This window comes from Shewanella yunxiaonensis (genome assembly GCF_018223345.1).
Taxonomy (GTDB): Bacteria; Pseudomonadota; Gammaproteobacteria; order Enterobacterales; family Shewanellaceae; genus Shewanella; species Shewanella yunxiaonensis.
Genome location: NZ_CP073587.1, coordinates 3,626,824 through 3,653,240 on the forward strand (window position 1 = coordinate 3,626,824; position 26,417 = coordinate 3,653,240).

Consider the following 26,417-nt stretch of genomic DNA (forward strand, 5'->3'; position numbering starts at 1 on the left):
CTGTTTATGCAAAAAAATCAACACGCCGAACTGAATCTACTTTGGGGCGAACTCATTCTGGAAGAACTGGCGAGACTAGGAGTACAACATCTGTGTATGGCTCCGGGCTCCCGTTCTACTCCATTAACACTTGCCGCTGCCAAACAGCATAAGCTTCAGCAACATCTGCATTTTGATGAACGGGGCCTGGGTTTTTATGCCATGGGATTGGCCAAGGCTAGTCGCGCGCCTGTTGCCATCATTACCACGTCAGGCACCGCTGTTGCCAACCTGTTCCCGGCGATTGTTGAAGCCTGGTTGACCAATGTGCCGTTAGTGGTGCTTTCAGGCGATCGGCCACCCGAATTGATAGCTTGTGGTGCTAACCAGGCTATTCAACAGCCCGGAATTTACGGGCAATATGCCATTCCGGTGAACCTGCCAACACCTGATTTATCAATAGCACCGCAAGTGTTGTTGACCCTATTAGATGAAGCGATCAGCAATCAGCGGGGGCCTGTACATATTAACTGTATGTTCCGTGAGCCTTTGTATCCGCAAGAGCTACAAGCACCGATGGCGCAAGAACTTACCCATTATCTGTTGCCACTGCAGCGTTGGCAGCATCATGCCAATCCCTATAGCTGCTACAGCAGTAATGCCGCCAAACAACTGCCCCCCCATGATGCATTGAGCCGTTTTGTACATGGACAAGGCGTTATTGTTGCCGGGACTCTCGACCCCGCTGAACAACCGGCAAAGCTGGTCGAACTGGCTGCCAAACTTGGCTGGCCGCTACTGACCGATGCTCAGTCACAACTGCGACAGCATCCTGCGGCAATCGGCAACATTGACCAACTGTTACACCATCCCAAAGCTAAGGCGTTGCTGGAACGTGCCGACCGTGTCTTAGTTTTTGGTGGGCGTTTACTGTCAAAGCGGTTAATTGCCTATCTGGAACAACAAGATTGGCAAAGTTACTGGCAAGTGTTACCGCAACAACAGCGACTGGACCCTAGTCATAAGGCCAAAGCAGTCTGGTTAGCACCACTAAGTGAGTTTGCCTCGCTTAATTGGCCTCGGTCATCAGCGGCTAATTGGGCGCTTGAGCTGATTGCCGCCAACGACCAACTGCATCAGTTGTTTCAGCAACAGATTGATGACGGTCCGTTTGGTGAAGCACAAGTGGTAAGAGCAATTGCCAAGACCCAACCGGGTCAGCAGCAGTTATTTATCGGAAATAGTTTGCCGGTAAGGCTATACGATATGTTTGCTCCAGTGACCACAGAGCCGGCGCTGACGTATACCAATCGTGGTGCGTCCGGTATTGATGGATTGCTGGCAACCTGTTGTGGCGTCGCGGCCCATAGCCATCGCCCAACGACCCTGATAATTGGTGACATCTCAGCATTACATGATCTCAACTCACTGGCACTGGCACGCCAAGCTCGGTGGCCGCTGGTCATTGTGATAATCAATAACGATGGCGGCAGCATTTTCAATATTCTGCCAGTACCAGATCAACAAATCCGCCAGCGCTATTATCGCCTGGAGCATGGTTTGGAATTCGGTTATGGCAGTGCCATGTTTGGCTTGCCCTACAATCGGGTCGAAGACCTGCAATCCTTCAATGAGGCTTATCAAGACGCCTTAGCATATGATGGTGCTTCGGTGATTGAAGTGCGGGTAAGTCAGACACAGGCCAGCGAGCAGATAGCCCAAATGGCCCAATGGGTGAGGCAACGTTGATGCTGGCTTATCAAAGTTCAGGCGCGCGCCATTTGCCTTGTCTGGTACTATTACACGGCTTTTTAGGTACGGGTGACGACTGGGCACCATTACTGCCGCGCTTAAGCCAACATTTTTATTGTGTTGCCATCGACTTACCCGGGCACGGGGGCAGCGCTGAGCAGTTGCTACCTGAACCGGGTTTTAACGAAACCGTGTCGTTGTTACTACAGACCCTCGATCACCTTGAGATTAATCGGTTCCATCTGTTGGGCTATTCTCTGGGTGGCCGCATCGCACTGCATGTGGCGCAAGCCGCACCACAACGCCTGTTAAGTCTGCATTTGGAGTCCTGTCATCCAGGACTGCTAACCACTGCTGAAAAACAACAACGCGCTTATAACGACGCACAGTGGGCATCACGATTGGCCCAACTTCCAATACAACAATTTCTGGCGTTATGGTATCAACAACCGGTGTTTGCAGAGCTGTCTGACGCTGCCAGAGAAGCGCTGATCCAACGCCGTAGTCGCCACGCAGCTAACGGATTATTATCTATGTACCGTGCCACCTCGTTAGCCTGGCAACAGGATTTACATCGAGTGCCAGCAATGCTCACTTGCCCGGTACACTATTACTACGGGCAGCAGGACCACAAGTTTGCTGTACTTGCCAACAACTGGCACAGTAAAGTCGCGATGAATTGCCATGCAATAATGGCCGCGGGGCACAATAGCCATCAGGCTAATCCACAACTATTTCTGGCGGCACTGTTAACCGCCTTGGGTATATCTGCGGAGGTTAAACCATGATTGCCGATTCCTTTGCGCTCGCCCGCTACCACATTCCATTGGAAGCTGCGTTACCTGTCGGTAAGCAGCGTATCGAGCTGCGTCAGGGCCTGGTGCTCAAAGCAACCGTAGGCGATCAGCAGCATTTCGTCGAAATTGCCCCATTGAGCGGTATCGATCGTGATGGCAGCCCGATTAACGGCTTCAGCCGAGAATCGATTGAAGATGTCATTAACGATGCACAGGTGTTGTTACAGTCGGTTGTCGAAGGTGGTCATGATCTTATTCAGGCGAGCGAACTGACGCCTTTACCCTCGCTGGCATGGGGACTCAGTCTGCTGGATGCCAAAATAAAGGGACAGTTGCCGGTACATTTTCCGGAGTTCCAACCTATCCCCTTATTAGTTCCCAAAGAAGGGGAGCCGCTCGCACTTACCAAACAACGTATTGCTGCACTACCAGCCAACATTCAACGGGTAAAGATTAAGGTAGCGCAAACATCGTTAGCTGAAGAGTTGGCACTGATTTATGCGGTGTTAGAGTTACGGCCCGAGTTAAAGCTACGACTCGACGCCAATCAGGGATTTGAAAAGGACGAAGCCGAACACTTTTGCAGTTGTCTGCCGAAAGCTGCCATTGAGTATTTCGAAGAGCCTTGCCGCATCTGGCAGAATAACCGGGCGTTATTTGCCAGTACCGGTATTCCTTTCGCGCTAGATGAAACATTAGCGAAGACGCCGGATTTTAAAGTCGCAACAGATGCCTTTGAATTCGGCCTGCGCGCGTTAGTAATTAAGCCCATGTTGTTGGGTACACTGAGCCGCTTACAAGCGCTGATTGAGGAAGCCAATGCCCTTGGTGTGCGGTGTGTGCTCAGCTCATCTCTGGAAGCGTCATTAGGTATTCGCGATCTGTGTCGGGTAGCCGCGGCACTGACCCCTAATGAGACGCCCGGTGCCGACACCCTGTCACCGTTTAGCAAAGATCTCATCATTGGTGACCAACACAAAAACTGTCTGCAGTTTGAAGCACTGACACCAGTGCTGATGGTCGGGAAGTAATCATTACTATGTTATCCCCCTTGCATCAAAGTGCCCTGCAAAGCCCAACGGCGATTGCGCTGATAGCCAAAGGCAGAGGCACCAGTTACCGAAGCCTGAGCCAACAGGTATTAGCCTTGGGTGAGCAACTATTGGAACAAGGGATGCAGCCCGGAGACAGGCTCGCCTGTATTGCCAGCAATTGTGCCGAAATGCTGAAACTCTACTGGGTATGTGTCGATCATGGATGGGTGTTTTGTCCATTGTCACCCAAATATCCCGACAGTCAGTTATCCGTGTTACTCCAGCGTTTTGCTATCCATTATCTTTGGTGCCCAGACGACACACGTGAGCAACTGTGGCAACAGCGACACAGGTTGCAGCCCGATTTTACTCTGGCCAAAAGCTACAATGTGCCAGAAATCTCCATAGACATGCCGGTGAATATTATCCTTACCTCCGGGTCAAGCGGTGTTCCTAAAGCAGCACTGCACAGCTTGAGAGGCCACATCGCCAACGCCGAGGGGAGTCTGCGTCTAATTACCTTACAGGTCAGTGATGGCTGGCTGGCATCGTTACCGATGTTCCATATCGGCGGGCTTGCCATAATCAATCGCTGTGCGTTAGCTGCTGCAACGGTCATCATTCCCGATAACGACTTAACCCTGGCGCAACAACTAAAACGCGATCCCATCAGCCATCTGTCACTGGTTGCCACTCAACTACAACAGTTGTTGGATGAAGCCCCGACCAGCTTGGTGTTGATCAAATATTTACTGTTAGGTGGCGGGGCTATCAGCCAGTCGTTGTTAGATCGGATGCAGTCGATGGATATGCAAGTGCTGACCAGTTACGGCATGACAGAGATGGGCTCGCAAATTACTACCGGTCCAGCGCGTAGCGATGGCAGCAGTGGCAAACTATTACCTAAACGCGAACTGACGATCCGCGATGGTGTCATTTGGGTGAAAGGTGAGACACTGTTTCTGGGTTATCTGCAGGACGATGGCACTGTCGACAAAGCGACTGATGCTGACGGCTGGTTTTGCAGTAAAGATTTAGGCTACTGGGATGCAACTGGTTTACTGCACATTCAAGGACGTGCCGATAACATGTTCATTTGTGGCGGGGAAAATATTCAACCTGAGGAAGTGGAAACTGCGTTAAAACTGCATTCAGATATCATAGAAGCCGTGGTATTTCCGATGACCGATGCCAAGTTTGGCTCACTGCCTGCCGCGGTGGTCAAAACTCGCAGCGGCCAGTTACCTGATGCGGAAGAGATAAAACGTTTTCTGAGTCAGCATATCGCCGCCTTCAAACGTCCCAGACAATATTACCTTTGGCCGGTTGACGAGCAGCTGGGGCTTAAAGTGCAGCGACGCCAGATTATTGCCAAAGTCACGACGACCCCGGCTCAGTGATAGCGCGATCACCATAAAAATGTATGGTCCGCCTCGTTGTTGCAAGAATAAAATTCAATAACGAGGTGGGTCTGCGCTAATGTATTCGGAGTCTCTGTTGGAGGCTCTCGCCTACCGCTCCACGATGAGTTCCGCGCCGGAATATCCTCAAAAAAGCCCAAAGCATTTTTACTGCTGTTTTTTATGTCAGGTTTTACTCCGGTGGTTCTACCGTTTTCGTCATCTTCACTCTATTCATGCAAACTCATGTTGCAGCTTTGCTGCATTAAACGCTTCTTTACTTCTTAATACTGACCATACAATTCTCGCCAGTTTATTGGCCAGTGCCACGCAGACTACATTAAACGGTTTCGTAGCCCTCAGCTTTATCAACCATTCACCAAAGACTGCTCCAGATGTCTCTGGCCTGGCTAAAATCGCACGCGCGCCATGGATGAGCAGCGTACGTAAGTGCTTATTCCCGCGCTTGCTAATCCCGAGTAATCGCGGCTTACCTCCGGAGGAGTGTTGATGAGGCACTAACCCCAGCCAAGCTGCTAAATCGCGCCCATTTTTGAATTGCGCAGCATTACCTAACTCTGCTACACATTGAGAAGCCGTGATGTCACCAATGCCCGGTATCGACTTCAATAACTGTGCATCACCGTGCGTAGCCAGTTGTTGCTTAAGCTTGATGTCTTGCTCGGCAATCCGCGCTGAGAGGTCATCATAATGCGAATGAAGCCCTGCAAGTTCAGCGATGAACTGCGCTGGCAGTTTTTCAGCATGCTCTGCCAACCACAGGAATAAACGCTTCATGACGCTATGGTCTCTTGGCAGACTGACACCAAATTCCAATAACAACGCCCCAATGCGTGACATACAAGCTGTGCGCTCTTTGATATAGCCTTGTCGCACGCGATGAATCGCTGACATCATCTGTGCCGCTTCTGTTTTTACCGCGACAAAGCGCATCGATGGCCGTCCGGCAGCTTCAGCTATCGCATCGGCATCAATAAAGTCGTTCTTGTTACCTTTGACGTAAGGTTTTACATACTGCGGTGGAATGAGTTTGACGTGATGCTCAAACTGCTGACAAAGACGTCCAAGCCAATGTGCACCACCACAAGCTTCAAAAGCGATAGTGGTAGGTGGTAGTTGCTGAAGAAAAAGAATGAGTTGTTTGCGGGAAAGCTTCTTACGCACAACCGTTTTACCTGCACGGTCATGGCCTACAAGATGAAAGTTTGACTTGCCTAAATCGATACCGAGTACTTGAATAAACATGATGGTCTACCTCCTGTCTAGCCTAATCTCAGCATAGTCGCTGAGAAGGGAGGCGGACCATCACATTAAGCCTGCTGTTGAAGCAGGCTTTTTTGGCAATTCGTTTTAAGCTTCCATACACGCCTTAAGTTTGTTCATGGCGTTCTTTTCCAATTGACGAATACGTTCTGCTGAGACCTGATACTGATCCGCCAAATCTTGCAGAGTGGTTTTATCGTCATCCAACCAGCGCGCTTTCAAAATATGCTGACTACGTTCATCCAGCGTTTTAATTGCTGCCAGCAGTCGCGCCTGAGAACGAGCTTCCCAGTTATCATTTTCCACCTGTTCTGCGACATCAGAAGAGTGGTCTTCCAGATATAACGCTGGGGCAAAATCATGGTCATCATCGCTATCACTGCTCATATCAAACGCAGCATCCTGCGCTGACATGCGTGATTCCATTTCAGTGACATCCGCTTTGGAGACACCCAAGCTATCAGCAACCATAGAAACTTCTTCATCACTGAACCAGCCAAGACGTTGCTTAGCCTTACGCAGGTTAAAGAACAGTTTACGCTGAGCTTTGGTGGTGGCGACTTTAACGATACGCCAGTTTTTCAATACATATTCGTGAATTTCAGCTTTGATCCAGTGCACGGCAAAGGAAACCAGACGCACACCGACGTCGGGGTCGAAGCGTTTTACCGCTTTCATCAGACCAATGTTGCCTTCCTGAATCAAATCTGCCTGTGGCAGGCCATAGCCGGCATAACCACGTGCAATATGCACCACAAAACGCAGGTGCGACATAATAAGCTGCTTAGCCGCCTGCAGGTCACCTGTTTCCTGCAAACGCTTAGCCAGCGCATACTCTTGTTCAGCGTCCAGCATTGACATGCTGTTTACTGAATGAATATAGGCTTCGAGGCTACTGCTGCCCTGAGGGACCATCAGTGCCATTGATTGCGTTTGATCAGTCATTCACGCTCCCGTGTTTATTACCACTAGTTCAATTGAGGAATTTCAGTCGAACTCATGCACTATCGATTAATTGACATTATATGTCAACACTCACACTGTGCAGAGTGTTATTTTTGCTCCACAAATATGACAATGCAAGCCCCAATTAGTTCACTTGGAATCAGCTGGGTTCAATGGCGCGCAAGTGCTGTCGCACCGATAAATAGGAGCCTAACCACCCCAAAAATGATGCGGCAAACACCATCTGCAACAGTTCAGTAAAACTAAGATTTTGTAACTGCAGATTACTACCATACAGCCCCATAAAGGTGTTCAAGGCCCCCGATAGAAACCAGACCAATAGATTAATCAGAAGCCAGGCGAGAACTCCGCCAACGACACCGTACCATATCCCGGTGTATAAAAAAGGCCGTTGAATAAAAGCTTCTGTCGCCCCCACCAGCTTCATCACTTCGATCTCGCTGCGCCGGTTCATGATCGCCAGACGGATGGTATTGCCGATAACCAGCACCACGGCGAGGATCAATAACGCCGCCAGTCCGATTACCGTACGCTCTAACACTTTTACCAGCGCTTGCAGTTTCTCCAGCCATTCAATATCTAAGCGGCCAAAGCTAACTTCAGGCTCCTGCTCTAATTTATTCAGTAATTCCCGGGCACCCGCCGGTGTTGAGTATTTACTGGTAGGCGTGACAGTGACCACCGCAGGCAACGGGTTCTCATCAAGATAAGATAAGGCGTCACCAAACCCAGATTGTTGCTGAAACTCGGCTAAAGCTTGTTCGCGACTAATATATTTAATATCACTGATTTCGGGATAGACCTTGATACGAGCAATCAGACTCTGAATACTCTGCTCAGAACGGGCACCATCAATAAACAGGGAAATCTGCGCTGCACTATTCCAGGAATGCGTAATATTCTCGGCATTCTTTACTAACACCTGCAAGGCCGCGGGCAAGCTCAAGCTGACCCCGAGAACCGCCATGGTCATTAACGATGACATGGGGGTTCGCCACAATTCGCCGATACTGGCAGTAGCATGCTGAATATGCCGAATAAAAAACATCACGATGCGACCAGATAGCGGTAATTTGGAGCGGGTCAATGACGACGGGGACATAGCAACTCCTAATCAGCTCAAGGGTTCGACAATATCGGCTTCACCACCGATCATCCGCCCCTGTCGCAAGGTCAGGGTACGGTATTTCATGCGCGCGATGAGCCCAAGGTCGTGCGTCGCAATCAGCACACTGGTACCGGCATCGTTAAAGGTTTCGAATAACCGCAGGATGTCCATCGACAGTTTGGGATCTAGGTTGCCGGTGGGTTCATCGGCCAACAATAACGCCGGCTTGTTCACAATCGCACGAGCGATGCCCACGCGCTGTTGTTCGCCGCCGGAGAGCATGATCGGATTATGTTTATCCTTTCCATAAAGTCCGACCATATCCAGCGCCCCGGCCACACGCTTGCGGATTTCGCCCAACGTAAAACCTTCAATCACCAATGGCAGTGCCACATTATCGAATACACTGCGATCCATCAGGAGATGATGGTTCTGGAAAATCATACCGATTTGCCGACGTAAATAAGGCACATGCTGACGCTTGATGTGGGCAATGTCATGCCCGTTGATATAGACCTTACCAGCACTAGCGCGCTCGATCACCGTGATCAATTTGAGCAGGGTACTCTTACCCGCACCGGAATGGCCGGTAAGAAACGCCATTTCACCCCGCTGCAGATGAAAATTCACTTCCGTCAGCGCTTTCTGGCCACCAGGGTAGATTTTACTGACCTGCTCAAATCGAATCATATTTAACTATCCGCTTTCTCCTGACTGAACAGGGCATCGATAAAGTCTTTGGCATTAAAAGTCCGCAGATCATCAATCTGCTCACCTACACCTATGTAACGGATAGGAATACCAAATTTATCAGCGATAGCAAAGATCACTCCGCCTTTAGCAGTGCCATCCAGCTTGCTGATTGTGATACCGGAGACCCCCACGGCTTCATGGAACAATTGTGCCTGACTGATCGCATTCTGGCCGGTGCTGGCATCAAGGGTTAGCATCACTTCATGCGGAGCGTCTTCATCGAGCTTTTTCATCACCCGCACCACTTTTTTCAGCTCATCCATCAGGTGTGCCTTATTCTGCAAACGCCCCGCAGTATCGGCGATCAATACATCCACTTTACGGGATTTAGCCGCTTGCAGTGCATCAAATAATACCGATGCGCTATCAGCTCCGGTGTGCTGTGCAATGACGGGAATATTATTACGCTGTCCCCATACCTGGAGCTGCTCCACCGCTGCCGCGCGGAAGGTATCACCTGCCGCCAGCATGACCGATTTGCCCTCGCGCTGATATTGCTTGGCCAATTTACCGATAGTGGTGGTTTTACCGACCCCGTTAACGCCGACCATCAAGATCACAAACGGGCCAGCGGCATTTTCCGGCACTAACGGTTTACTTACCGGTTCCAGTGTTGCCAGCATCTCCTGTTGCATCAAGGCATACAGCGCTTCTGCATCCTTGAGTTGCTTGCGATTAGCATGTTCGGTCAGGCTATTGATGAGCTTGGTGGTAGTTTCCACGCCAACATCAGCGATCAGCAGTTGTTCTTCTAGCTCTTCAAACAACTCATCATCAATTTTCTTACCGCGGAACAAACCGATAAAACCACTACCGATGTTCTCACTGGTACGCATCAGACCGCGTTTCAGGCGGGCAAACAGCCCCTCTTTATGCGGCTTTTCCTGAGGCTCTGGCTGAACTTCAACGCTAACGGTTTCTGCGACAGCTTCCTCTGCTGATGGTGTAACGTCCTCAGTCACGACCTCATCTGCAGCGCCCTGGAATGCTTCAGCAATAGCGGAAGCTGCAGTGTCCGCGGCGACGGCCGCTTCGCTCTCGGGTGCTACGGTGTCTGTCTCAAGACTTTCAGTGCTTGCTGCCGCGCGATCTGGTGTCTCAATAGCAGAGACGTCCTCTTCAGCAGACTCGGCTCCGGTTGCAATGTTTTCAACATCGGTAGCAGGCGATTCCGCTGCGGCGTCCTCAACAGGTGCATCTTTACGGAACCAGGAAAATAAACCTTTTTTTGCCATCAGTATTCTGTGCTCAATCTCTTGGGTGGGAAGTTTCAGGAGCCTCTTAGGCCACTGTTTAGTGGTCGCAGACTTATCGCAGCATTGGCTTTTCGCCTTCAACGATAACTTTGTTATAGAATAGCGACGCTTTTAGTTCCCTTCCAAGCCTTCATTGGCGGTTAACGCACTGCATTATGAAGGGAATTTAAATAATCGGGACAGTTTACCACTTTATTTCTGTCGGCAACATCACGGGGGCACAATGACCAAAAATCGTCCGGGCAGCGGTCAGGTAAGAATTATCGCGGGACAATGGCGTTCTCGCAGACTGCCGATTAAGGATCTGGAAGGTTTACGGCCCACAACCGACCGTGTCAGAGAAACGCTATTCAATTGGTTGAGTGGCTACCTGACCGGCGCTAATGTGCTGGACTGTTTTGCTGGCAGCGGCGCATTGTCGCTGGAAGCCCTGTCGCGTTACGCAGCGTTTGCCCGGATCCACGAACTACAGCGCAGTGCGGCCGAACAGCTGCAGACCAATTTAGCCACACTGAAATGCGATAACGCCGAAGTGATCATTGGCGATTCGCTACAGCTATTGAATCGTCCGGCAGACAAGCGGTTTGATATCGTATTCATCGACCCGCCATTTCGCAAAGGTCTGGCAGCACAGGCTATTGCGCTAGTGCAACAGCACGGCTGGCTTAATGATGGGGCATTGATTTATGTCGAAGTTGAAGCAGAGCTGCACGGGTTACCACTGCCACCACAATGGCAACCGCTGAAAGAAAAGCAAGCCGGACAGGTCAGTTATCGGCTGTATTGTTATCAGGAGGAGGCTAACTGATGCGTGCTACCATCCTGTTTGGCAAAAGCATCACCGCGCTAGCGTGGTTGTTGATGGTATTTAATCTGCTGCACCCATTTGCCGGCAATATCGCCATCATCCTTAACATTCTGTTGGGAGTGACGACCATGATGCATGGGTTGCAAACGCTGATCTTTTACACGCTGTTCAATCAGGCCTTGCCACTCGCAAAAGCCGACTATGTAAAAGCGTTTATTTTTGGCGTATTTGCATTGTTGGAGTACCGGCAGAAGTTGTTGCAGCAGCAAGCGCAATCACCACATCAGCGATAAACGCCGTGCTTACAAAAAGCCAATCGCCAACTGATATTTAAACACCTTGCCTTCGCTGGCTTTAATGGCGGCAACAATAGTGAAAATCACATTCAGTAAAACCAGCAAGCCGATCAGAAAAAAGCCTATCAGCACAAACGCCAGCACGATGGCAATGGCGTAATAAATCAACATGCTGATTTGAAAGTTGAGGGTGTTGCGCCCGCAGGCATCAACAAATGCGGAATCTTCGCGCTTCATCAACCACACAATGAGCGGCCCAAGGAGATTACCAAAGGGGATCAGGTACCCGGCAAACGTGGCTAAATGCACTAGCATTCCCATATCCCGTTCCTGTTTTGGTAATGGTGAATTGTACATGGTTACCTTCCTTGTAAAGCCTGAAATTGTACGGGGCCGTGTAGGCGCTTTTGCCAATCTTCAATCTTACCGTTAGCTAAGCGCTGTTGCAGATTGTGCTGCCAGTCGCTGGCTAAGCCGGTGGCGGTTAACAGCTTTTCATAGGCCGCAGCATCATATTGTGGGGCAAAATACAGTGCCATCGACTCCGCGAGGCTGATATCCGAGTGCCGTTCACGCAAAATCAACTGATCGTCTAATTTGATCGTCCCTTCTTGCAATACCCGATAAAACCAACCGCACATGGCGGTTTCTTGCATGGCCAGTGAAAAGCCAGGATGACCAAACTGCACATTGAGCTTAAAACAGGGCGCGCGGGGTTGCGTCACCTGCAATAACACATCACCTAACGCCACGATATCGCCGATATGCAGATGGTGCTCCGTGATCCCCAAAGACGAAATATTTTCCCCCATCGCTGGCGCAGTGCGCTTCGGCACCATCAATTCCCGTTGTTGGTAAACCTGATAATGTTCCAACGGGAAATGGTGCAGCACGCGTTCAGCACCGCCATGATTTTTGCCGTCAGCTTGTGCGTCGTGTAACACCCCGTAGAAAGATACCTGTAACACGGGTTGCGACTGTTTGCTGTCGATGCCACTTAGCAAACCTTCACGAAACAGCAGATTGTCACCCGCATATAAACCGCACAATTGATGTGATGGCAAAGACAGAGAGGCAGACATGAGAGAACCTTGAAAAATGACCTTAACTAAGTAATTGTTTTATCACAAAAGCAGCAGATGAGTCACTGATTGTGTGGTACACAGGACTTACCTAAAAAAATGCCCCGTTGGGGAACAGGGCGGAAGGAGTAAACAGCAAATGAGCAAGCACTCGCAGCAATTGACCACGAGGTTGTAACACCATCATGTCAAAACGAGATGACAGACGAATGACAAAAATAAAGCCCCGCTAACAGCGAGGCCAAAAACCACAAACAACGAAGAAGGAAGGGAGAGTCTGCAGAAAACTGCCTTATCTAACTCGAGGGAAATGCTAGGGGTTAACCATGACAACGACATGACGCCCATATAGTGTTTTTATGACATCTACTAAATGGCCCCTTGCAGGTACAGTCGTAATGCGGCCCCGGGCACCGAAGTTTCTGATGCCACCGCATAAGCGCCCCAAATTGCCGCTTCCTGCATGGCCTGTTCAATTGCCAGCCCTGACAATAAACCATGAATCAGTCCCGCAGCGTAAACATCGCCAGCGCCGGTAGTATCGACGACGCTAGCCGTGACAGCGGGCACCTGTAACTCACCGTCAACACGATATAAACGCGCGCCCAGTTCACCTTCAGTCACAATAAAATAGCGAAGCGCCTCACCGGCAATCTGCTTCGCAAATTCCCAACGAGGAAGTGTTGTGCGTTCATGCATATCAGAGTGCGACGACAACAACACATGACATGGCCGAGACCGATCATCTTTAGCGAGTTGAGCTACCACGAGTGTCTGCGGTAAAGCGGTCAGCGCCCAACTTACGGCACCTTCGGCAGAGGTATTGAGGTACAACGCATCCCATTCTGACCAGCGCGGCGGTGCTGCCAGTTGGAATCTCGGGCGTTCTGGGCGAATGATGGTGCGTTCACCATCCGGGGTCATCACTAGCAGGATCTCGCTGGTACTGCCTTCATGCCGCTGTACGCGTCGGCAATCCAAGCCTTGCATGCCCGCTTCCGCCAGCACCCAATCCCCTAATTCATCACGGCCCAATTGGCTAACCAGCGCGACTTTATGGCCCGCCCATTCCAGCCCGATACCAGTATTGGCACCGCCACCACCCAAACGGCGACCACCATCCTGATAATGAAAGCGACCACCGGTTCGCAGCGCTTTGTTAAGCAACAGCAGACGATCACAATTCAGATTCGCCACCAGCAAGATATTGGCCATAATGTTCCCCTGTGCTAACAGTTACTGCGACGATAATTGCAAGAATGCGTGTACCCTTGCCAATTGCTCGGTGCCGTCTTTTCTTCCCAGTTGATACACCGCACTGACTTTGCTGACATTACGCTCCAAACGCGACAACCCCAACGGTGCCTGCGGTTGGATCACCAAAGCATTTCCCTCAATGACCTGTTGTTGTAACGCATCCAACGCCTGGTTATAACGTTGATGCCGCTGTAACAACGCAGCGACCACCGCCGGATAACGTCGATAAATTTTGCGCGCCAACCAGGCCGGTTTAAAGGCGGATTTGCGATAGGCAGCATCCTGAGTCAGGATCACGACTTGCTTACTGAAACCATCTTTACGCGCCTGCGCCATAGGAATGGGCGCAGCAATACCACCATCTAGATACGGTGTCCCGTTAATCCACATTGGCGATGACACAAACGGCAAACTGGAAGAGGCAATCAGCACATCCAGAAACTGCTCATGGTCCGAGAAATCGGCCATGCCAAAAAAGTCGGTGTTGCCCGTCAGACAATTAAATGCCCCCACGCGAAATTCAGTGCCACTATTGAGAAACGTATTGAAATCAAAAGGGATTAGCTTGTTAGCCATTTGCCTATAGCTAAAATCAACATTGATGTAATTGCCGGTTTTCAGCCAGTGCCGCAACCCCATATAACGTTTGTCCGTCAAATAGCTTTGTTGAATTTGCAAGTTCCGACCGAGCTGGCGTGACACATATGAGGCCGGATAAATGGCCCCGGCAGACACCCCTACCAGATAGGGAAATGTCAACCCCGCGTCCAGAAAGGTATCCAGCACCCCGGCAGTATAAATTGCCCGCAGGCCGCCGCCTTCCAGTACTAATGCGGTTTGCATCATCACGATTCTCCTTGGTCATAAGGGGTGCAGCATACCCAAGGATTTTTCGCAGGAAAACCTTTTGTGAGATCCATTGGCTATTTTTCAATAGGTGATAATCTGTAGTTTGTAACGACCGTCACTTTTACAGGGAGAGAATTGGTGAAACGACTGTTATTTTATGTGGTATTTGCCTACGCCTGCTGGATGGTATGGCAACGGTTTGAAGGCAACAAAGTGTTTGTCACTCAATCGCCGCAATGGAAGCAAACCGTGATTGACGAAGCCAGCAAATTGCCGGCTTATGGAGATCGCATGCCCGCAGCAACCCAATTTAAATGCGATGGTCGCCAGTATTGCTCGCAGATGCACTCACGCGCCGAAGCAGAATTTTTCCTCCACAATTGTCCCAACGTCAAAATGGATGGCGATGGTGATGGTATCCCCTGTGAAAATGACAGTCGCTGGTAATCTACCGTCCTAAAAACGCTATGCTGTTTTAGCAATATTCAATGCGCTGACGTCGAGTCATTTTGTCCCGCCAACACAGTGTTCTGGTGGATAAATCCGTTTGATTTCACACTTCTACATCCGCTAATGAAAATGATAATAGATATCATTTAATAACTACGGTTAATGTGCTACGTTAGCGCGCATTGTGATGATTTTCTGGCAACCAAGGCGTGCCAGTTAAGGAAATTATATGGGGTTTAGCGCGCTCATATTAATGATGCTGCTCGCAACGCTATTGCTTTACCTGAGCAGTAAACAACAGGCATTACTCAGCGAACCGTTGGCAAAGGCACCTTATCGCTACCTAGCCTATATGCTGTTACTGACAACGCTGCTCGGCTGGAATCTTTTGCTAAGTACAACCGCTGCCTTCTTTCTGTGGCTGATGCTCTTAGGGACATGCTTGGGTATGGCACCGTTTGTCAGCTTACTGCGTGAGAGTCCGCTGAAATGAATGAGCATGGCAAAATTCGTCCCGATTGGACCGGGAAAACACTCTGCGGATTGCTGTTAGGCTTCACATTCGCCTTAGCGTTAGTGGGATTATTCGCCTGGTTTGGCCCTGGGGGCATTGCGGCCAAAGATAAATATCAGGTCAATATGTGGCTACTAGCGCCCATCTGGCTGAGCATTCTCAGCTTTGTGTATTTTTTCCATTCATGGCGTCGAGCATTGCTTTGGCTCGGTAGTGTAAATCTGCTGGCCTGGGGCCTGCTAATTCTGCTGAGGTAAAAACCATGCAAATCCGCAGTGACGTTCTCCGGATCTATCAGAAGGTACATCTCTGGACCGGGATAACCGCTGGCATACTGCTGTTCATCTGCTTCTTTGCCGGCGCGTTAACCATGTTCAAACCACAATTATCAGCCTGGGCTTCACCCCCCACTGATATTTTGCCGCAGATTCCGGTGACACAAGTCGATACCCTGCTACAAAAAGCACTAGCCCAACACCCAGAGATCGGTAAAGGCTTTACGCTGCATCTCGATGATAACAAATATGCCCCACTGACCTGGTACCAATCTGGTGGCGGTCGTGAACTCAATTTAGATGCACAACAATGGCAAGCAACGTTGGATGAACAGGGCAAGCTGCTGACGCAAAAAGTGCAGCCCAGTCAGCTCGGGACATTGATCGATCAATTACATCGTACCGCAGGGATCCCAGGTGATGTTGGCCATGAGCAGCTCGGAGTGCTGGTGATGGGCATCGCCTCGATACTGTATTTTATGGCGTTAGTGTCAGGCGTGATTTTCTTGCTCCCGACATTAGTGAAAAATCTATTCGCGCTGCGTCAGAAAAAAGGAGCCAGTCGCTTCTGGCTGGACACACATAATTTGCTGGGGATTACCGCCTTACCCTTTCACATCGTCATCGCCATCACCGTCGTTGTGTTTGCATTTCATGATGTGTTTTACGATGCGCTGAGCGAATTTGTTTATGGTGAACGCCCGGTGTTCAACCGTGTCGCGCCATTAAAGCAGCCATTAGACATCTCACATTTACCCCTCCTCAGTGACATTATCGCGACTGCCAATCGTCATGCTCCCGGCTATCAAGCGCAATCACTGACGTTTATGGGGCTCGACTCGCCCCGGCCCGCCGTGAGAATCGAAATGTATAACGAAGCCGCACTGATGCGTGGCCCCATCGCCGACTTTTTGTCGCTGCAACCCTATTCGCTGCAGCCACAATTCAGCACCTTCACGCCGGGTGAAACCGGACTTTGGGGACGGGTAGTCTCAGTATTCTTTGGTCTGCATTTTGGCAGCTTTGGCGGTATGCCTGGACGCTGGTTGTATTTTTTTATGGGGCTTAGCGGGGCCATGCTGTTTTACAGCGGCAATCTGCTATGGTTGGAAAAACGGCGCCAACAACAAAAAGGAACAACGCTCCCACAACAGCCACGAACAGTACGCTTGATGGCGGCAACCACCGTCGGCTGCTGTCTGGGTTCGGTGGCATCAGTCGCCATGACCCTGTTGGCAGCAAAATGGCTCCATGCCTGGGTAGACAACAGTAATTACGCTTATCTGTGGAGTTACTACCTGTGTTTCTTCGCTGCGGTCATATACAGCTTCTGGCGGGGAGCAGCGAGAGCCGCCATTCATCTGCTCAGACTAACAGCACTCGCCTGTGTTGCCATGCCACTGACGGCTATTGCCGCCACATGCTTTCCCACCCTTGGGATCTGGGCACCACAGACACTCTCTAACCTCATGGTGGAGTTAGTGGCCTTGTTATTTGCATTTGGCTGTTCATATAGTGCGCGTCTCACTTGCCAGCGCGCCTACCACGGGCCAGCAGACAGTATCTGGGCAATAGCGCCAAAAGCTAATGCTCAGTCAACAACCTCTAATGCCTCAGCTTGCTGAGGCTGTTCCTTGGTAGCTGTCGGAAACGGGTCGAAAAAATACCCTTTAAACCATGAGATTGATGGCACTAGGCAATAACACATAAAAACCCCGACAGTTTAGACGGGGTTTCAAGTTAAATGAGTCACCGATAACGCAGTCGTACATCAACCGCTGTTTAATGGGCGGCCAGCACTAGCTGCCCTGCACCAAAAGCAAAATACCGAAAGCTGTTGGCCCCGGTAACCACAAATGCGATTTGATCTGGGTAGTCACGGCAAATCTGTTGTACCTCAACCTGACCGTGGTAATTGGCAGAGCCGGTGTTATCCAGAGAAAACGTCTCTGTAGATACCGTGACCGGCTCACCATACTGTCCGCGGGCATCGCACACAAACCGGCCCCGACGCAGGATAGGATAAGTGCCTAAAGGCGCCCCTATCGGACTTTGAGCTGAAGGATTATTAGAAGCCCAAGACAAGTATTTGAACTGGATATCCACCTCCCCGCTATCCAAATTAAACATCACTTTGCCGTCTTCAACCCAAAACCAGTTAGGGCTGGGAAAGAACTCGCCGACGACCAGATTGGGAGAATCCTCTTCCGCCTGTACACCGACGACGGCATTCCAACGTACGATTTCAGATTGAGCTAATCCTGAACCTAAGATCCCCAGTAACATCAACGCTGCTACGCTGAACGACCTGATGCCGCACATACAACGCCTCCGCATTAATCACTGACAATTGTTGCCATAATTCGCTCCACCACGTCCCTGGCAAACGACTGTCCTACTATTAATATTAGCTATTTCTTGGATATTAACCTGATAAAAAGTACGGTTAATAGTATAGGATTTTTAGGTCTTGGCATGGTTTTTAGCAAGTGCAGTGAGATGTTGTTTAAATCTGAAGACTTAGCATTGAATAATGTTATATATCATTATGTTAGTGTAAAATTTATCGTACATCTGACAACCAGGTTAATGCTAGAGGGATGGTGGAGCTGTTTGTGTTCGGCTGCGTTATCCATAGTGACCCTCAACGTTCTGAACCGGGCCACTAAAACGCCAGCGGCATTCACGTATGCTACGCGATTGCTACTGCCATGCTTCCAACGTTTTAGCACAGCTACCGGGGCTCTGATTAAAGTAACGTTTGAACTCACGACTGAACTGGGCAGCACTCTCATAGCCCACACCAGTTGCCGCCTGCTTCACTTTAACCCCTTGCAACAGCAGCTCTCGCGCCCGGTTTAAGCGTAACTTTTTCAGGTACTGGATTGGTGAAGAGGAAGTGACTTCACGAAAACAGCGATGAAACGCTGAGCTGCTCATATTCACCAATGCCGCTAACTGTTCCACCTCGACCGTGTCACTGTAATGTCGGTGGATATACTGCAATGCTTTATCAATGCGTGCTAAACGGCTATGTGCCGACGCCAACGCATATAAAGGTGCCGCATCTTCTGTCAGTAAAATCCGGAATAACAACTCCTGCACTATGCCCTCGCCTAACACACAAGCCTCGAGTGGCGATTGCAAGGTGTGCAACAGTCGTTCGATACAACATTCCAGCAGTTCATTGTTTTGCGCCAAAAACAGTCCGGGCTGACGGCTGAGTTCCAACGTTACCGGTAGATTATGGTACTGGCTGAGCTGATGGATCACCCGACTCAGCAGTTGCGGGTCAATATCCACTATCATCACCAACGTGGGCTCTGCCGCGGAGGCAAAGGTCTCACACTCCACTGGCATCGGGACGGTCATCACCAGCGGCTTCTGCGCGTTATACTCCAGAATTTTGTCTTCAAGGTATAACCGCTTACATCCCTGTCCCACGATCATTATTCCTTGCCAATAGCACATCGGGCGACGGCTTTGGTAACTATCAGTGCGAAAGATACGGATCCCAGGCAACACTGTTGGGAAGGTTCCCGCCTTAGGTGCCAGCGCCGCCATTAGTCGTGCAATGTCAGACATCATTTTTCCTTCTCAGAAGAACTGCGACAGAATTAAGCATTATTTAAGCACTAAATTCATCATAGATGACAGCTCATGATAGGAATAGGCATAAATTGACCAGCAATGGGTATGGCGATTCTCACACAAAGGATTACCATGGCCCCCTGTAAAATTCGCATCTGCAAAATGGAGAACTTTCCATGTTCAATTTTGATTATCGCAACCCAACCCATATTGTTTTCGGCAAAGATCGCCTTGCCGAAATCGATAAACTGGTACCACAGCAGGCACGGGTACTGGTGTTATATGGTGGTGGCAGCGTGAAAAAATTTGGCACGCTTGACGCAGTAACAAAGGCATTGGGCAATCGTCACGTCGTCGAATTTGGCGGGATTGAAGCCAACCCACGCTATGAAACTCTGATGAAAGCCGCTGTCATCGCCAAAGCCGAGCATATCGACTTTCTGCTGGCGGTTGGCGGTGGCTCGGTCATGGATGGCACCAAATTTGTTGCCTTAGCAACTCACTTTGAAGGTGATACTGCCACCTTATTGTGGAACGGGACAGCGGCGGTCGACAGCAGCAAAATCCTGCCATTAGCCACAGTCGCAACCCTGCCTGCCACCGGTTCTGAAATGAATGCCTTTGCCGTGGTCAGTCACCCGAAAGGTAAATTTGGCGTGCATCATCCGCAGTGTTATCCACAATTTTCGGTACTGGATCCAAGCCTTACCTTCACTCTGCCGAAAATCCAGGTGGCCAATGGGGTGGTTGATGCATTTGTGCATGTCTGCGAACAGTATGTCACTTATGCTGCAGACGCCCGCATTCAGGACCGCTTTGCCGAAGGCATTTTGCAGACATTAATCGAAGTTGGCGCAGTAACTGTTGCTAACCCTGAAGATTATGACGCCCGCGCCAACCTGGTATGGGCTGCGACCAATGCCCTCAATGGGCTGATTGGCACTGGTGTTCCTCAGGACTGGGCAACCCATATGATTGGTCATGAACTCACCGCACGTTTCGGCATCGACCATGCCCAAACACTGGCGATCGTTATGCCATCCCTGTGGCAAGTCTGCCGCGAACAAAAGCGCACCAAACTGCTGCAATATGGTGAGCGCGTGTGGCATATCACGGAAGGTAGCGAAGATGAACGGATTGACGCCGCGATTAGCAAAACTCGCGAATTCTTTGAAAGTCTTGGCATTAAAACCCGGTTACGGGACTATGATGCGGCCAAGGCGGACATCAACGACATCATCGCAGCACTGGAAGCCCACCACATGACTAAGCTCGGCGAGCATCAGACTATTACCCCTGCAGTTAGCCGGCAGATATTAGAATTGGCTTGGTAACTCGCTGAATGATGCCACAACAAAAAAGCAGGAGATAACACCTGCTTTTTTTGTTGGACCACGGTATCTTATTTTGCAGCTTTGGGGGCGGGAGCGGGTGCTTTATCTGGCTGAGCGTGCCATCCCATACCTTTGCCCATTACGCCTGGATTCCCGCCACAACTACCGCGCATCGCAAAGCCTTCGCCTCGGCGATGATTTCCATGCATGGCGAAATGTTGACCTCGGCCACCGTTTGCCTGCATCTGCTGCATCCATTGCTGACGCGCCTGTGGATTATTGCGCATCATTTGGTGCCGTTGCTGCATGGCCTGCGGATCGCGATGCATACCTTGCATGGTCTGGTAGTTGCCATTCATCATGCCGTTGCCATATCCCATGTTGCCATCGCCCATGTTACCCCAGTGCGCATAAGCGCCAGCAGATACGGTCAGGGCAGTTACAATCAAAGCAGCGCTAAATAAGGTTTTCATATTGATTCTCCTATTACTGTGTACGGTTGTATTACAGCAAGAACCCACCAGTAATGTGTGTCGCAAATCCTTTCGTTTCTGACAAATGGTGACAATCCGGAGAACTGACAAACTTTGCCACACTTTTCGCCATAATCTGTATATAGTAATGACTGAAAGAGGTAGCTAAGAGGTTGAAATGGAACGGGCTTATCAGATACTAGTCGTTGATGATCACAAAGATATCCGTGACTTACTACAGCGTTTCCTGCAACAACATGGCTTGCGCGTAGTGACGGCTGCCGATGGTGTTGATATGTACAAACAGATGTCAGCGCAACGTTTTGACCTGCTCATTCTGGATCTGATGTTACCGGGTAAAGACGGCGTCACGCTTTGCCGGGAAATCCGCGCGGAGAGTAATATCCCCATCATCATGCTGACGGCATTAGGTGAAGAAATTGACCGGATTGTCGGCCTCGAAGTTGGTGCTGACGATTACGTGCCAAAACCATTCAATCCTCGGGAACTGTTAGCCCGAATAAAATCGGTGTTGCGGCGCCATTTTGCGATTCCTAATGTGGAAGAGCTGGCAACCGCAAGCCCTAGTCTCTACATTTTTGACCATTGGCAGCTCAACACCACCACTCGCGAACTCAAAGATCCGGCGGATGCGCTAGTGGCACTGACCTCCACCGAATTCACTATGCTGCTGGCATTTCTATCGCACCCGAATGTTGTCTTAAGCCGCGAGGATTTGTTGAAGCTGGTGCAGGGACGTGGAGCGGATGTGTATGATCGTGCGATAGACACCTTGATCAGCCGATTACGCAAGAAAATTGAACAAGACCCGAAACAACCCAAATTAATTAAAACCATCTGGGGCGGCGGCTACCAATTTAGCTGCGAGGTGACACATGGTTAACTGGTATCAACGGCAGAAGCTTATTCACCAAATCGGTTTGGTGATCCTGATTGGCTTTGCCGTGAGTTTTTGCCTGACCTTGTTTCTGCTATCGTATGACAAATCACAGCGCCTGAGCCAACTGTCGGTATCGGGGGCGTTACAACGCGTCATTTCCATTGCTGATACCCTTGAACAAACCTCAGACGCTCTGCATGACTCTATTTTAAAAGCCAGCAGCAGTTCTGATCTGCAGTTATCACTTACCGATAAACCGCGGGTAGAAAGTCAGCAAAATTCCAGCGATATGGCACAGCGACTGCTGCAACGTCTTAACGCCGCCGGTATTCAGGAGGCACATATTGCGCTGGTCTCACAAGCAGAACGCCCGCTGATGGATCTGTCATCGCGGGACATGAACGCCATGCATCGGTCGATGATGGACAACGATTCCACGAGGAATGGCATGATGGGTGGCAACCAGAGTCGGCGCGAACCACGCTATGGTCGGGGTGTAAGGCTGAATTACAGCGCCACCGTTGACGGCTCAGTGAAACTGAGCTCCGGCAAGTGGCTTAACTTTTCTTCCGGTATTGAAAACGATATCACCCATTGGTCCACCAGCGTGTTGATTGCGCTCGCCAGTGTCATGTTGCTAACGGTGTTGATATCACTATTCATTGTCCGCCGCGCACTCAAACCGATTAGCGAACTGGGTCAGGCGGCACAAGCCTTTGCCCGCAACAAGCAGGTCCATGAAGTCAGCAATGACGGCCCTCGTGACCTAATGCCAACCATCGACGCATTCAACGATATGCAACATCAGGTCACTGATTACATTAGCGAACGAACCAAACTGCTGGCGGCGATTTCCCACGACTTACGAACTCCCCTCACCAGCCTGCGGTTGCGAGTGGAATTTATTGAAGAGGGAGAAGACAAACAACAGCTGTTGCGCACCATCAACACCATGGACAGCATGCTGACTGCGACCATGCGCTTCGCCAAAAATGATGCGGAAAAAGAAGCGCGGCAGATGACCAACATTGACAGCTTGTTGCAGACCATCGTCGATGAATATGATGAAAAAGGTGTGGCAATCCACTATCAGGCGCAAGATGGCCTAACCGGTAACATTCCGCCACTAAGCGTGCGGCGTATGACTGAAAATCTCCTCAACAATGCGATTCAGTATGCTGGCAACGATGCCCAAATCGCCCTGTCTGCGCTGCGGGATGCTGACAATCTTACGATCTGTGTCAGCGATAATGGTGTTGGTATTCCCGCCGATAAGTTGCAGGAAGTCGTTAAACCTTTTGCCCGGCTTAATGAGGCCCGAGACACCGAAGGTTCCAATGTCGGCCTGGGTCTGGCAATCACCCACTCATTGGCAACGGCTTATGGTGGCAGCCTGACGTTAGCGGCTAATCAACCCCACGGCTTAAAAGCCACTATCAGCCTGAGTCTGAGCTAAATCCACGGCTATCAAACCGCGAATAAAGACTTCTATCTCCGTTTTGTGATCCTTTCGCTACCCAAACGGCTCACCAGGCTGCAGTCTGGTGACTTTTCCACAACCGCTATGGAGAGAAAGGATGCGCCGCTCAATTTTCAGCGTTCTCATGTTGTCACTGACTATCACGGCAGTTCCTGGGATCGTCCCCCAAGCTTCAGCCTCAGTATTAAATATCAGCCGCCCATCACAGGGGCAGTTAGGCTTGGTGACCATTAATCCTTATGGTTATGCACCGCTGACCGCTATTATTGGGCTCGCCGGTCATATGCCCACCGATGTGCGGGTGACCGTCAAGGGTAAGGGCAAAGAGGGCGTCGATATCAGTTACAATGTCGGCCACACCCAACTGCTGACTTACGATGGGGTGCCGGTCTTCGGTCTGTATGCCAATTACCAGAACCAAGTGGAACTGCGTTACACCTTGGACGGTAAACAGGTCGATGAAACTTACCGGATCTTCACCCAGCCTTTGCTAGGGGTCAGTGTTGACAATGCGGTGTCAGCATATCCGACCGTAAAACCCGTTACTGTTGCCAAAGGCTTTAAACAACGTCTGTATTGGATCAATCACCTGGTTGCCGACCAGAACTCAGAATCTATCCGTTGGGCCAATGGTGGTGCGCTGGAGTGGGATCGCTGGCCGATTGAATTTATTACCGATACTCAAGGTGAAGTGCGCTGGTATCTGGATCCCTACAAAATTCACGATCAGAACGACATTGCCAAGCGCGGCATTCTGATGGGCGTGCATCAGCTCACCAATGGTGATGTGGTTTTTCTGCAAGGACAACGTTACTACCGCATGGACCTGATGGGCCGCATGGTCTTTCAGCGCTGGTTACCTCGGGGCTACATCGATATGTCGCATGACATGAAGGCCTTACCCAATGGTCATTTCCTGCTGAGAGCCGCCAAAAAAGATTATCATCGCCCCGATGGCAAAGTTGTGGATACGGTGCGCGATCAGATCCTCGAAGTCGATGCCGATGGCCGATTAGTCGATGTTTGGGATCTCAACCAAATTCTCGATCCCCTCCGCGATGCCTTGATGTCAGCGTTAGATCCACGGGCGGTGTGTCTCAGTGTCGACCTCAAAGCGAAGGATGCCAAGTTGGAGCCGGACGCGCCGTTTGGCGATCATATGGGCGTCGGAACCGGTCGCAACTGGGCGCATGTAAACTCGGTGGAATATGATCCGCACGATGACGCCATCATTATTTCACTCCGGCATCAAGGCGTATTCAAGATTGGTCGCGATAAACAGGTGAAATGGATTCTGGCGCCCCGCAAAGGCTGGAATGAAAAACTGGCCAGTAAACTGCTGACACCGGTGGATGCCAAAGGCCATCAGCTGGACTGCGACGAAAACGGCTTGTGTGACAACAGCAATTTTGACTTTGGTTATGCGCAGCACGCGGCTTATCTGGTCCCACAAAAAGGCACATTAACACTGTTTGATAATGGCGATGGCCGCCATCTTGAACAACCGCTATTTGCCAATCAGAAATATAGCCGTGCGGTCGAATACAAGATCGACGAACAGAAACTCACCGTGCAGCAAAAATGGGAGTTCGGTAAAGACAAAGGTTATGACTGGTACAGTCCGGTAACGTCTATCATCCGCTATCAGCCGGATACCGACACCATGATGGTGTTTTTTGCCACCGGTAAGTTGCTGGAACAGGAACTGACCGAACCCAAACTCGTCGAAGTCAAATACGGCAGCCAGCAGGTGGAAGTGGAACTGGATATGACCGCAACCACCTCACAACAAGCCTCTTATCGGGCCCTGGTGATCCATCCGGAACTGGCCTTCGGCCGTTAAGCACCATCAATAATCATCAGGCTGCTGTAATGGCAGCCTTTTTTTGTTTGGCTATATCCGCAGATAAGCTGTTTTCTTTTCAGTAATGCCCGTTACAATAATCGGCCAAGTTGTCGCCTCAAACTGTTGTTAACCGGTATTATTGAATGACCAAAAGCGCCCGAAATCTTTTACTGTTAGTTGCTGCACTGATCGTCGTTGCTGCCGCCGTTGCTGCTTATTTCTGGCAGACTCCCGCTCACAACCCAAATGCGTTATGGCAACTGATCAGTGAACGCTGCGTGCCAGACATGGAAGAGCATGGTAAGCCAGCCCCGTGCAGTGAAGTCAATGAATCGCTCGGGTATGTCACATTAAAAGATCGCAACGGCATTCTGCAATACCTGTTGATGCCGGTTGACCACATCTCCGGTATTGAAAGTCCAGAGTTGCTACAGCGCAATACCCCTAACTTTTTTGCCATCGCCTGGGAGCAACGCCAGTTAGCAAAAGCAATTATGGTGCAGCACCATCAACAGGTGCCGGATAGCGCACTGTCGCTGGCAATTAATTCCGAATATGGTCGTACCCAGAATCAACTGCATATCCATATTTCCTGCTTACGGCAAGATGTAAGACAGCAGCTGGACGTGTTAACCCCCTCGCTCAACGACCATTGGCAACAACACGAGCTGGGCCCCAACGATTATTGGTTACGAGAACTCAGTGACCAGCAACTGCATGATGAAAGTGCCTTCATCCGGCTTGCTCGGGAACTGCCAGATGCCAATGACAATATGGGTCACTATGGTCTGGCACTTGCCAATCTGCCGAATGGCAAATTGGTGCTGATGGCAATTAAGGCCAACTGGTTCGCGGCAAATAACGCTTCAGCAGAAGAGTTACAAAATCACAGCTGCCCGATCTTAAACACCAGGTTGTAACTGCGGGTTCGT

General features: G+C 50.3%; 27 protein-coding genes. 15 read left to right on the forward strand and 12 right to left on the reverse strand.

The features are described from left to right. The first annotated feature begins 6 nt into the window (after window positions 1-6). The 4 genes from menD to menE are packed head-to-tail and all read left to right on the forward strand — an operon-like array spanning window position 7 to window position 4,962. A complete protein-coding gene (gene menD / locus KDN34_RS16585; RefSeq protein WP_212594796.1) occupies window positions 7-1,728 on the forward strand; it encodes a 2-succinyl-5-enolpyruvyl-6-hydroxy-3-cyclohexene-1-carboxylic-acid synthase in 1,722 nt (573 codons plus the stop codon). After that, a complete protein-coding gene (gene menH, locus KDN34_RS16590) occupies window positions 1,728-2,519 on the forward strand; it encodes a 2-succinyl-6-hydroxy-2,4-cyclohexadiene-1-carboxylate synthase (RefSeq protein WP_212594797.1) in 792 nt (263 codons plus the stop codon). Before menD ends, menH begins: the two co-directional genes overlap by 1 nt. Next, window positions 2,516-3,559 (forward strand): o-succinylbenzoate synthase, encoded by a 1,044-nt coding sequence (gene menC, locus KDN34_RS16595; RefSeq protein ID WP_212594798.1) that lies wholly within the window; start codon window positions 2,516-2,518, stop codon window positions 3,557-3,559. The genes menH and menC overlap by 4 nt, the downstream gene beginning before the upstream one ends. Window positions 3,560-3,567: 8 nt before the next feature. Then, complete coding sequence (gene menE, locus KDN34_RS16600) at window positions 3,568-4,962, forward strand: o-succinylbenzoate--CoA ligase (RefSeq protein WP_212594799.1); 1,395 nt, start codon at window positions 3,568-3,570, stop codon at window positions 4,960-4,962. Between the two features lie 234 nt (window positions 4,963-5,196). On the opposite strand, the gene KDN34_RS16605 is transcribed toward menE, so the two are convergent. From KDN34_RS16605 to ftsY, 5 genes are all read right to left on the reverse strand, one after another. Continuing rightward, window positions 5,197-6,228, reverse strand: a complete 1,032-nt coding sequence (locus KDN34_RS16605; RefSeq protein WP_407695776.1) for an IS110 family RNA-guided transposase — start codon at window positions 6,226-6,228, stop codon at window positions 5,197-5,199. A gap of 105 nt (window positions 6,229-6,333) precedes the next feature. Beyond that, on the reverse strand, window positions 6,334-7,191 hold the full coding sequence (gene rpoH / locus KDN34_RS16610; protein ID WP_212594800.1) for an RNA polymerase sigma factor RpoH: 858 nt from the start codon (window positions 7,189-7,191) through the stop codon (window positions 6,334-6,336). Between the two features lie 160 nt (window positions 7,192-7,351). Next, entirely contained in the window at window positions 7,352-8,314 is a 963-nt protein-coding gene (gene ftsX / locus KDN34_RS16615) for a permease-like cell division protein FtsX (protein ID WP_212594801.1), read from the reverse strand. Between the two features lie 12 nt (window positions 8,315-8,326). Beyond that, on the reverse strand, window positions 8,327-9,010 hold the full coding sequence (gene ftsE, locus KDN34_RS16620) for a cell division ATP-binding protein FtsE (RefSeq protein ID WP_212594802.1): 684 nt from the start codon (window positions 9,008-9,010) through the stop codon (window positions 8,327-8,329). A gap of 2 nt (window positions 9,011-9,012) precedes the next feature. Next, window positions 9,013-10,308, reverse strand: a complete 1,296-nt coding sequence (gene ftsY / locus KDN34_RS16625) for a signal recognition particle-docking protein FtsY (protein WP_212594803.1) — start codon at window positions 10,306-10,308, stop codon at window positions 9,013-9,015. 244 nt (window positions 10,309-10,552) lie between these two features. On the opposite strand from ftsY, the gene rsmD reads away from it, so the two are divergent. Further along, window positions 10,553-11,137, forward strand: coding sequence for a 16S rRNA (guanine(966)-N(2))-methyltransferase RsmD (rsmD, locus tag KDN34_RS16630; RefSeq protein WP_212594804.1), 585 nt, complete (start codon window positions 10,553-10,555; stop codon window positions 11,135-11,137). Then, the gene (locus KDN34_RS16635; protein ID WP_212594805.1) at window positions 11,137-11,430 is read left to right on the forward strand and encodes a DUF1145 domain-containing protein; all 294 of its coding nucleotides are present in this window, start codon (window positions 11,137-11,139) and stop codon (window positions 11,428-11,430) included. Before rsmD ends, KDN34_RS16635 begins: the two co-directional genes overlap by 1 nt. Window positions 11,431-11,439: 9 nt before the next feature. On the opposite strand, the gene KDN34_RS16640 is transcribed toward KDN34_RS16635, so the two are convergent. From KDN34_RS16640 to KDN34_RS16655, 4 genes are all read right to left on the reverse strand, one after another. Next, window positions 11,440-11,790 (reverse strand): DUF4870 domain-containing protein, encoded by a 351-nt coding sequence (locus tag KDN34_RS16640; RefSeq protein ID WP_212594806.1) that lies wholly within the window; start codon window positions 11,788-11,790, stop codon window positions 11,440-11,442. 2 nt (window positions 11,791-11,792) lie between these two features. Then, the gene (locus tag KDN34_RS16645) at window positions 11,793-12,515 is read right to left on the reverse strand and encodes an MOSC domain-containing protein (RefSeq protein WP_212594807.1); all 723 of its coding nucleotides are present in this window, start codon (window positions 12,513-12,515) and stop codon (window positions 11,793-11,795) included. A gap of 369 nt (window positions 12,516-12,884) precedes the next feature. After that, window positions 12,885-13,730: a PfkB family carbohydrate kinase gene (locus tag KDN34_RS16650; RefSeq protein ID WP_212594808.1), complete on the reverse strand. Its 846-nt coding sequence runs from the start codon at window positions 13,728-13,730 to the stop codon at window positions 12,885-12,887. A gap of 21 nt (window positions 13,731-13,751) precedes the next feature. Beyond that, window positions 13,752-14,618, reverse strand: coding sequence for a patatin-like phospholipase family protein (locus KDN34_RS16655; RefSeq protein ID WP_212594809.1), 867 nt, complete (start codon window positions 14,616-14,618; stop codon window positions 13,752-13,754). A 141-nt stretch (window positions 14,619-14,759) separates the two neighbouring features. On the opposite strand from KDN34_RS16655, the gene KDN34_RS17525 reads away from it, so the two are divergent. The 4 genes from KDN34_RS17525 (at window position 14,760) to KDN34_RS16675 (ending at window position 17,485) form a co-directional block, all read left to right on the forward strand. Continuing rightward, on the forward strand, window positions 14,760-15,068 hold the full coding sequence (locus tag KDN34_RS17525; RefSeq protein WP_228730377.1) for an excalibur calcium-binding domain-containing protein: 309 nt from the start codon (window positions 14,760-14,762) through the stop codon (window positions 15,066-15,068). Window positions 15,069-15,300: 232 nt separating this feature from the next. Further along, entirely contained in the window at window positions 15,301-15,564 is a 264-nt protein-coding gene (locus KDN34_RS16665) for a hypothetical protein (RefSeq protein WP_212594810.1), read from the forward strand. Next, window positions 15,561-15,842 carry a hypothetical protein gene (locus KDN34_RS16670; protein WP_212594811.1) on the forward strand — a complete coding sequence of 94 codons (282 nt, stop codon included), beginning with the start codon at window positions 15,561-15,563 and terminating at the stop codon, window positions 15,840-15,842. The genes KDN34_RS16665 and KDN34_RS16670 overlap by 4 nt, the downstream gene beginning before the upstream one ends. 5 nt (window positions 15,843-15,847) lie before the next feature. Next, window positions 15,848-17,485 carry a PepSY-associated TM helix domain-containing protein gene (locus KDN34_RS16675; protein WP_212594812.1) on the forward strand — a complete coding sequence of 546 codons (1,638 nt, stop codon included), beginning with the start codon at window positions 15,848-15,850 and terminating at the stop codon, window positions 17,483-17,485. Between the two features lie 157 nt (window positions 17,486-17,642). Here KDN34_RS16675 and KDN34_RS16680 read toward each other — a convergent pair whose 3' ends face one another. Next, on the reverse strand, window positions 17,643-18,182 hold the full coding sequence (locus KDN34_RS16680; RefSeq protein WP_212594813.1) for a hypothetical protein: 540 nt from the start codon (window positions 18,180-18,182) through the stop codon (window positions 17,643-17,645). A 381-nt stretch (window positions 18,183-18,563) separates the two neighbouring features. After that, entirely contained in the window at window positions 18,564-19,448 is an 885-nt protein-coding gene (locus KDN34_RS16685; protein ID WP_228730378.1) for an AraC family transcriptional regulator, read from the reverse strand. Window positions 19,449-19,627: 179 nt separating this feature from the next. On the opposite strand from KDN34_RS16685, the gene KDN34_RS16690 reads away from it, so the two are divergent. Beyond that, window positions 19,628-20,785, forward strand: a complete 1,158-nt coding sequence (locus KDN34_RS16690) for an iron-containing alcohol dehydrogenase (protein WP_212594814.1) — start codon at window positions 19,628-19,630, stop codon at window positions 20,783-20,785. Between the two features lie 68 nt (window positions 20,786-20,853). Here the strand turns inward: KDN34_RS16690 and KDN34_RS16695 are convergent, their stop codons facing one another. Further along, window positions 20,854-21,258, reverse strand: a complete 405-nt coding sequence (locus KDN34_RS16695; protein WP_212594815.1) for a hypothetical protein — start codon at window positions 21,256-21,258, stop codon at window positions 20,854-20,856. Between the two features lie 178 nt (window positions 21,259-21,436). Here KDN34_RS16695 and KDN34_RS16700 point away from each other — a divergent pair, with 178 nt between their 5' ends. The 4 genes from KDN34_RS16700 to KDN34_RS16715 all read left to right on the forward strand — a co-directional run bounded on the left by KDN34_RS16700 (window position 21,437) and on the right by KDN34_RS16715 (window position 26,405). Beyond that, entirely contained in the window at window positions 21,437-22,162 is a 726-nt protein-coding gene (locus tag KDN34_RS16700) for a response regulator (protein WP_212594816.1), read from the forward strand. Beyond that, window positions 22,155-23,615: a sensor histidine kinase gene (locus KDN34_RS16705; RefSeq protein WP_212594817.1), complete on the forward strand. Its 1,461-nt coding sequence runs from the start codon at window positions 22,155-22,157 to the stop codon at window positions 23,613-23,615. The genes KDN34_RS16700 and KDN34_RS16705 overlap by 8 nt, the downstream gene beginning before the upstream one ends. A gap of 121 nt (window positions 23,616-23,736) precedes the next feature. Further along, window positions 23,737-25,482, forward strand: a complete 1,746-nt coding sequence (locus KDN34_RS16710; RefSeq protein ID WP_228730379.1) for an aryl-sulfate sulfotransferase — start codon at window positions 23,737-23,739, stop codon at window positions 25,480-25,482. A gap of 146 nt (window positions 25,483-25,628) precedes the next feature. Beyond that, window positions 25,629-26,405: a CDP-diacylglycerol diphosphatase gene (locus KDN34_RS16715; protein ID WP_212594818.1), complete on the forward strand. Its 777-nt coding sequence runs from the start codon at window positions 25,629-25,631 to the stop codon at window positions 26,403-26,405. The last annotated feature ends 12 nt before the right edge of the window (window positions 26,406-26,417 follow it).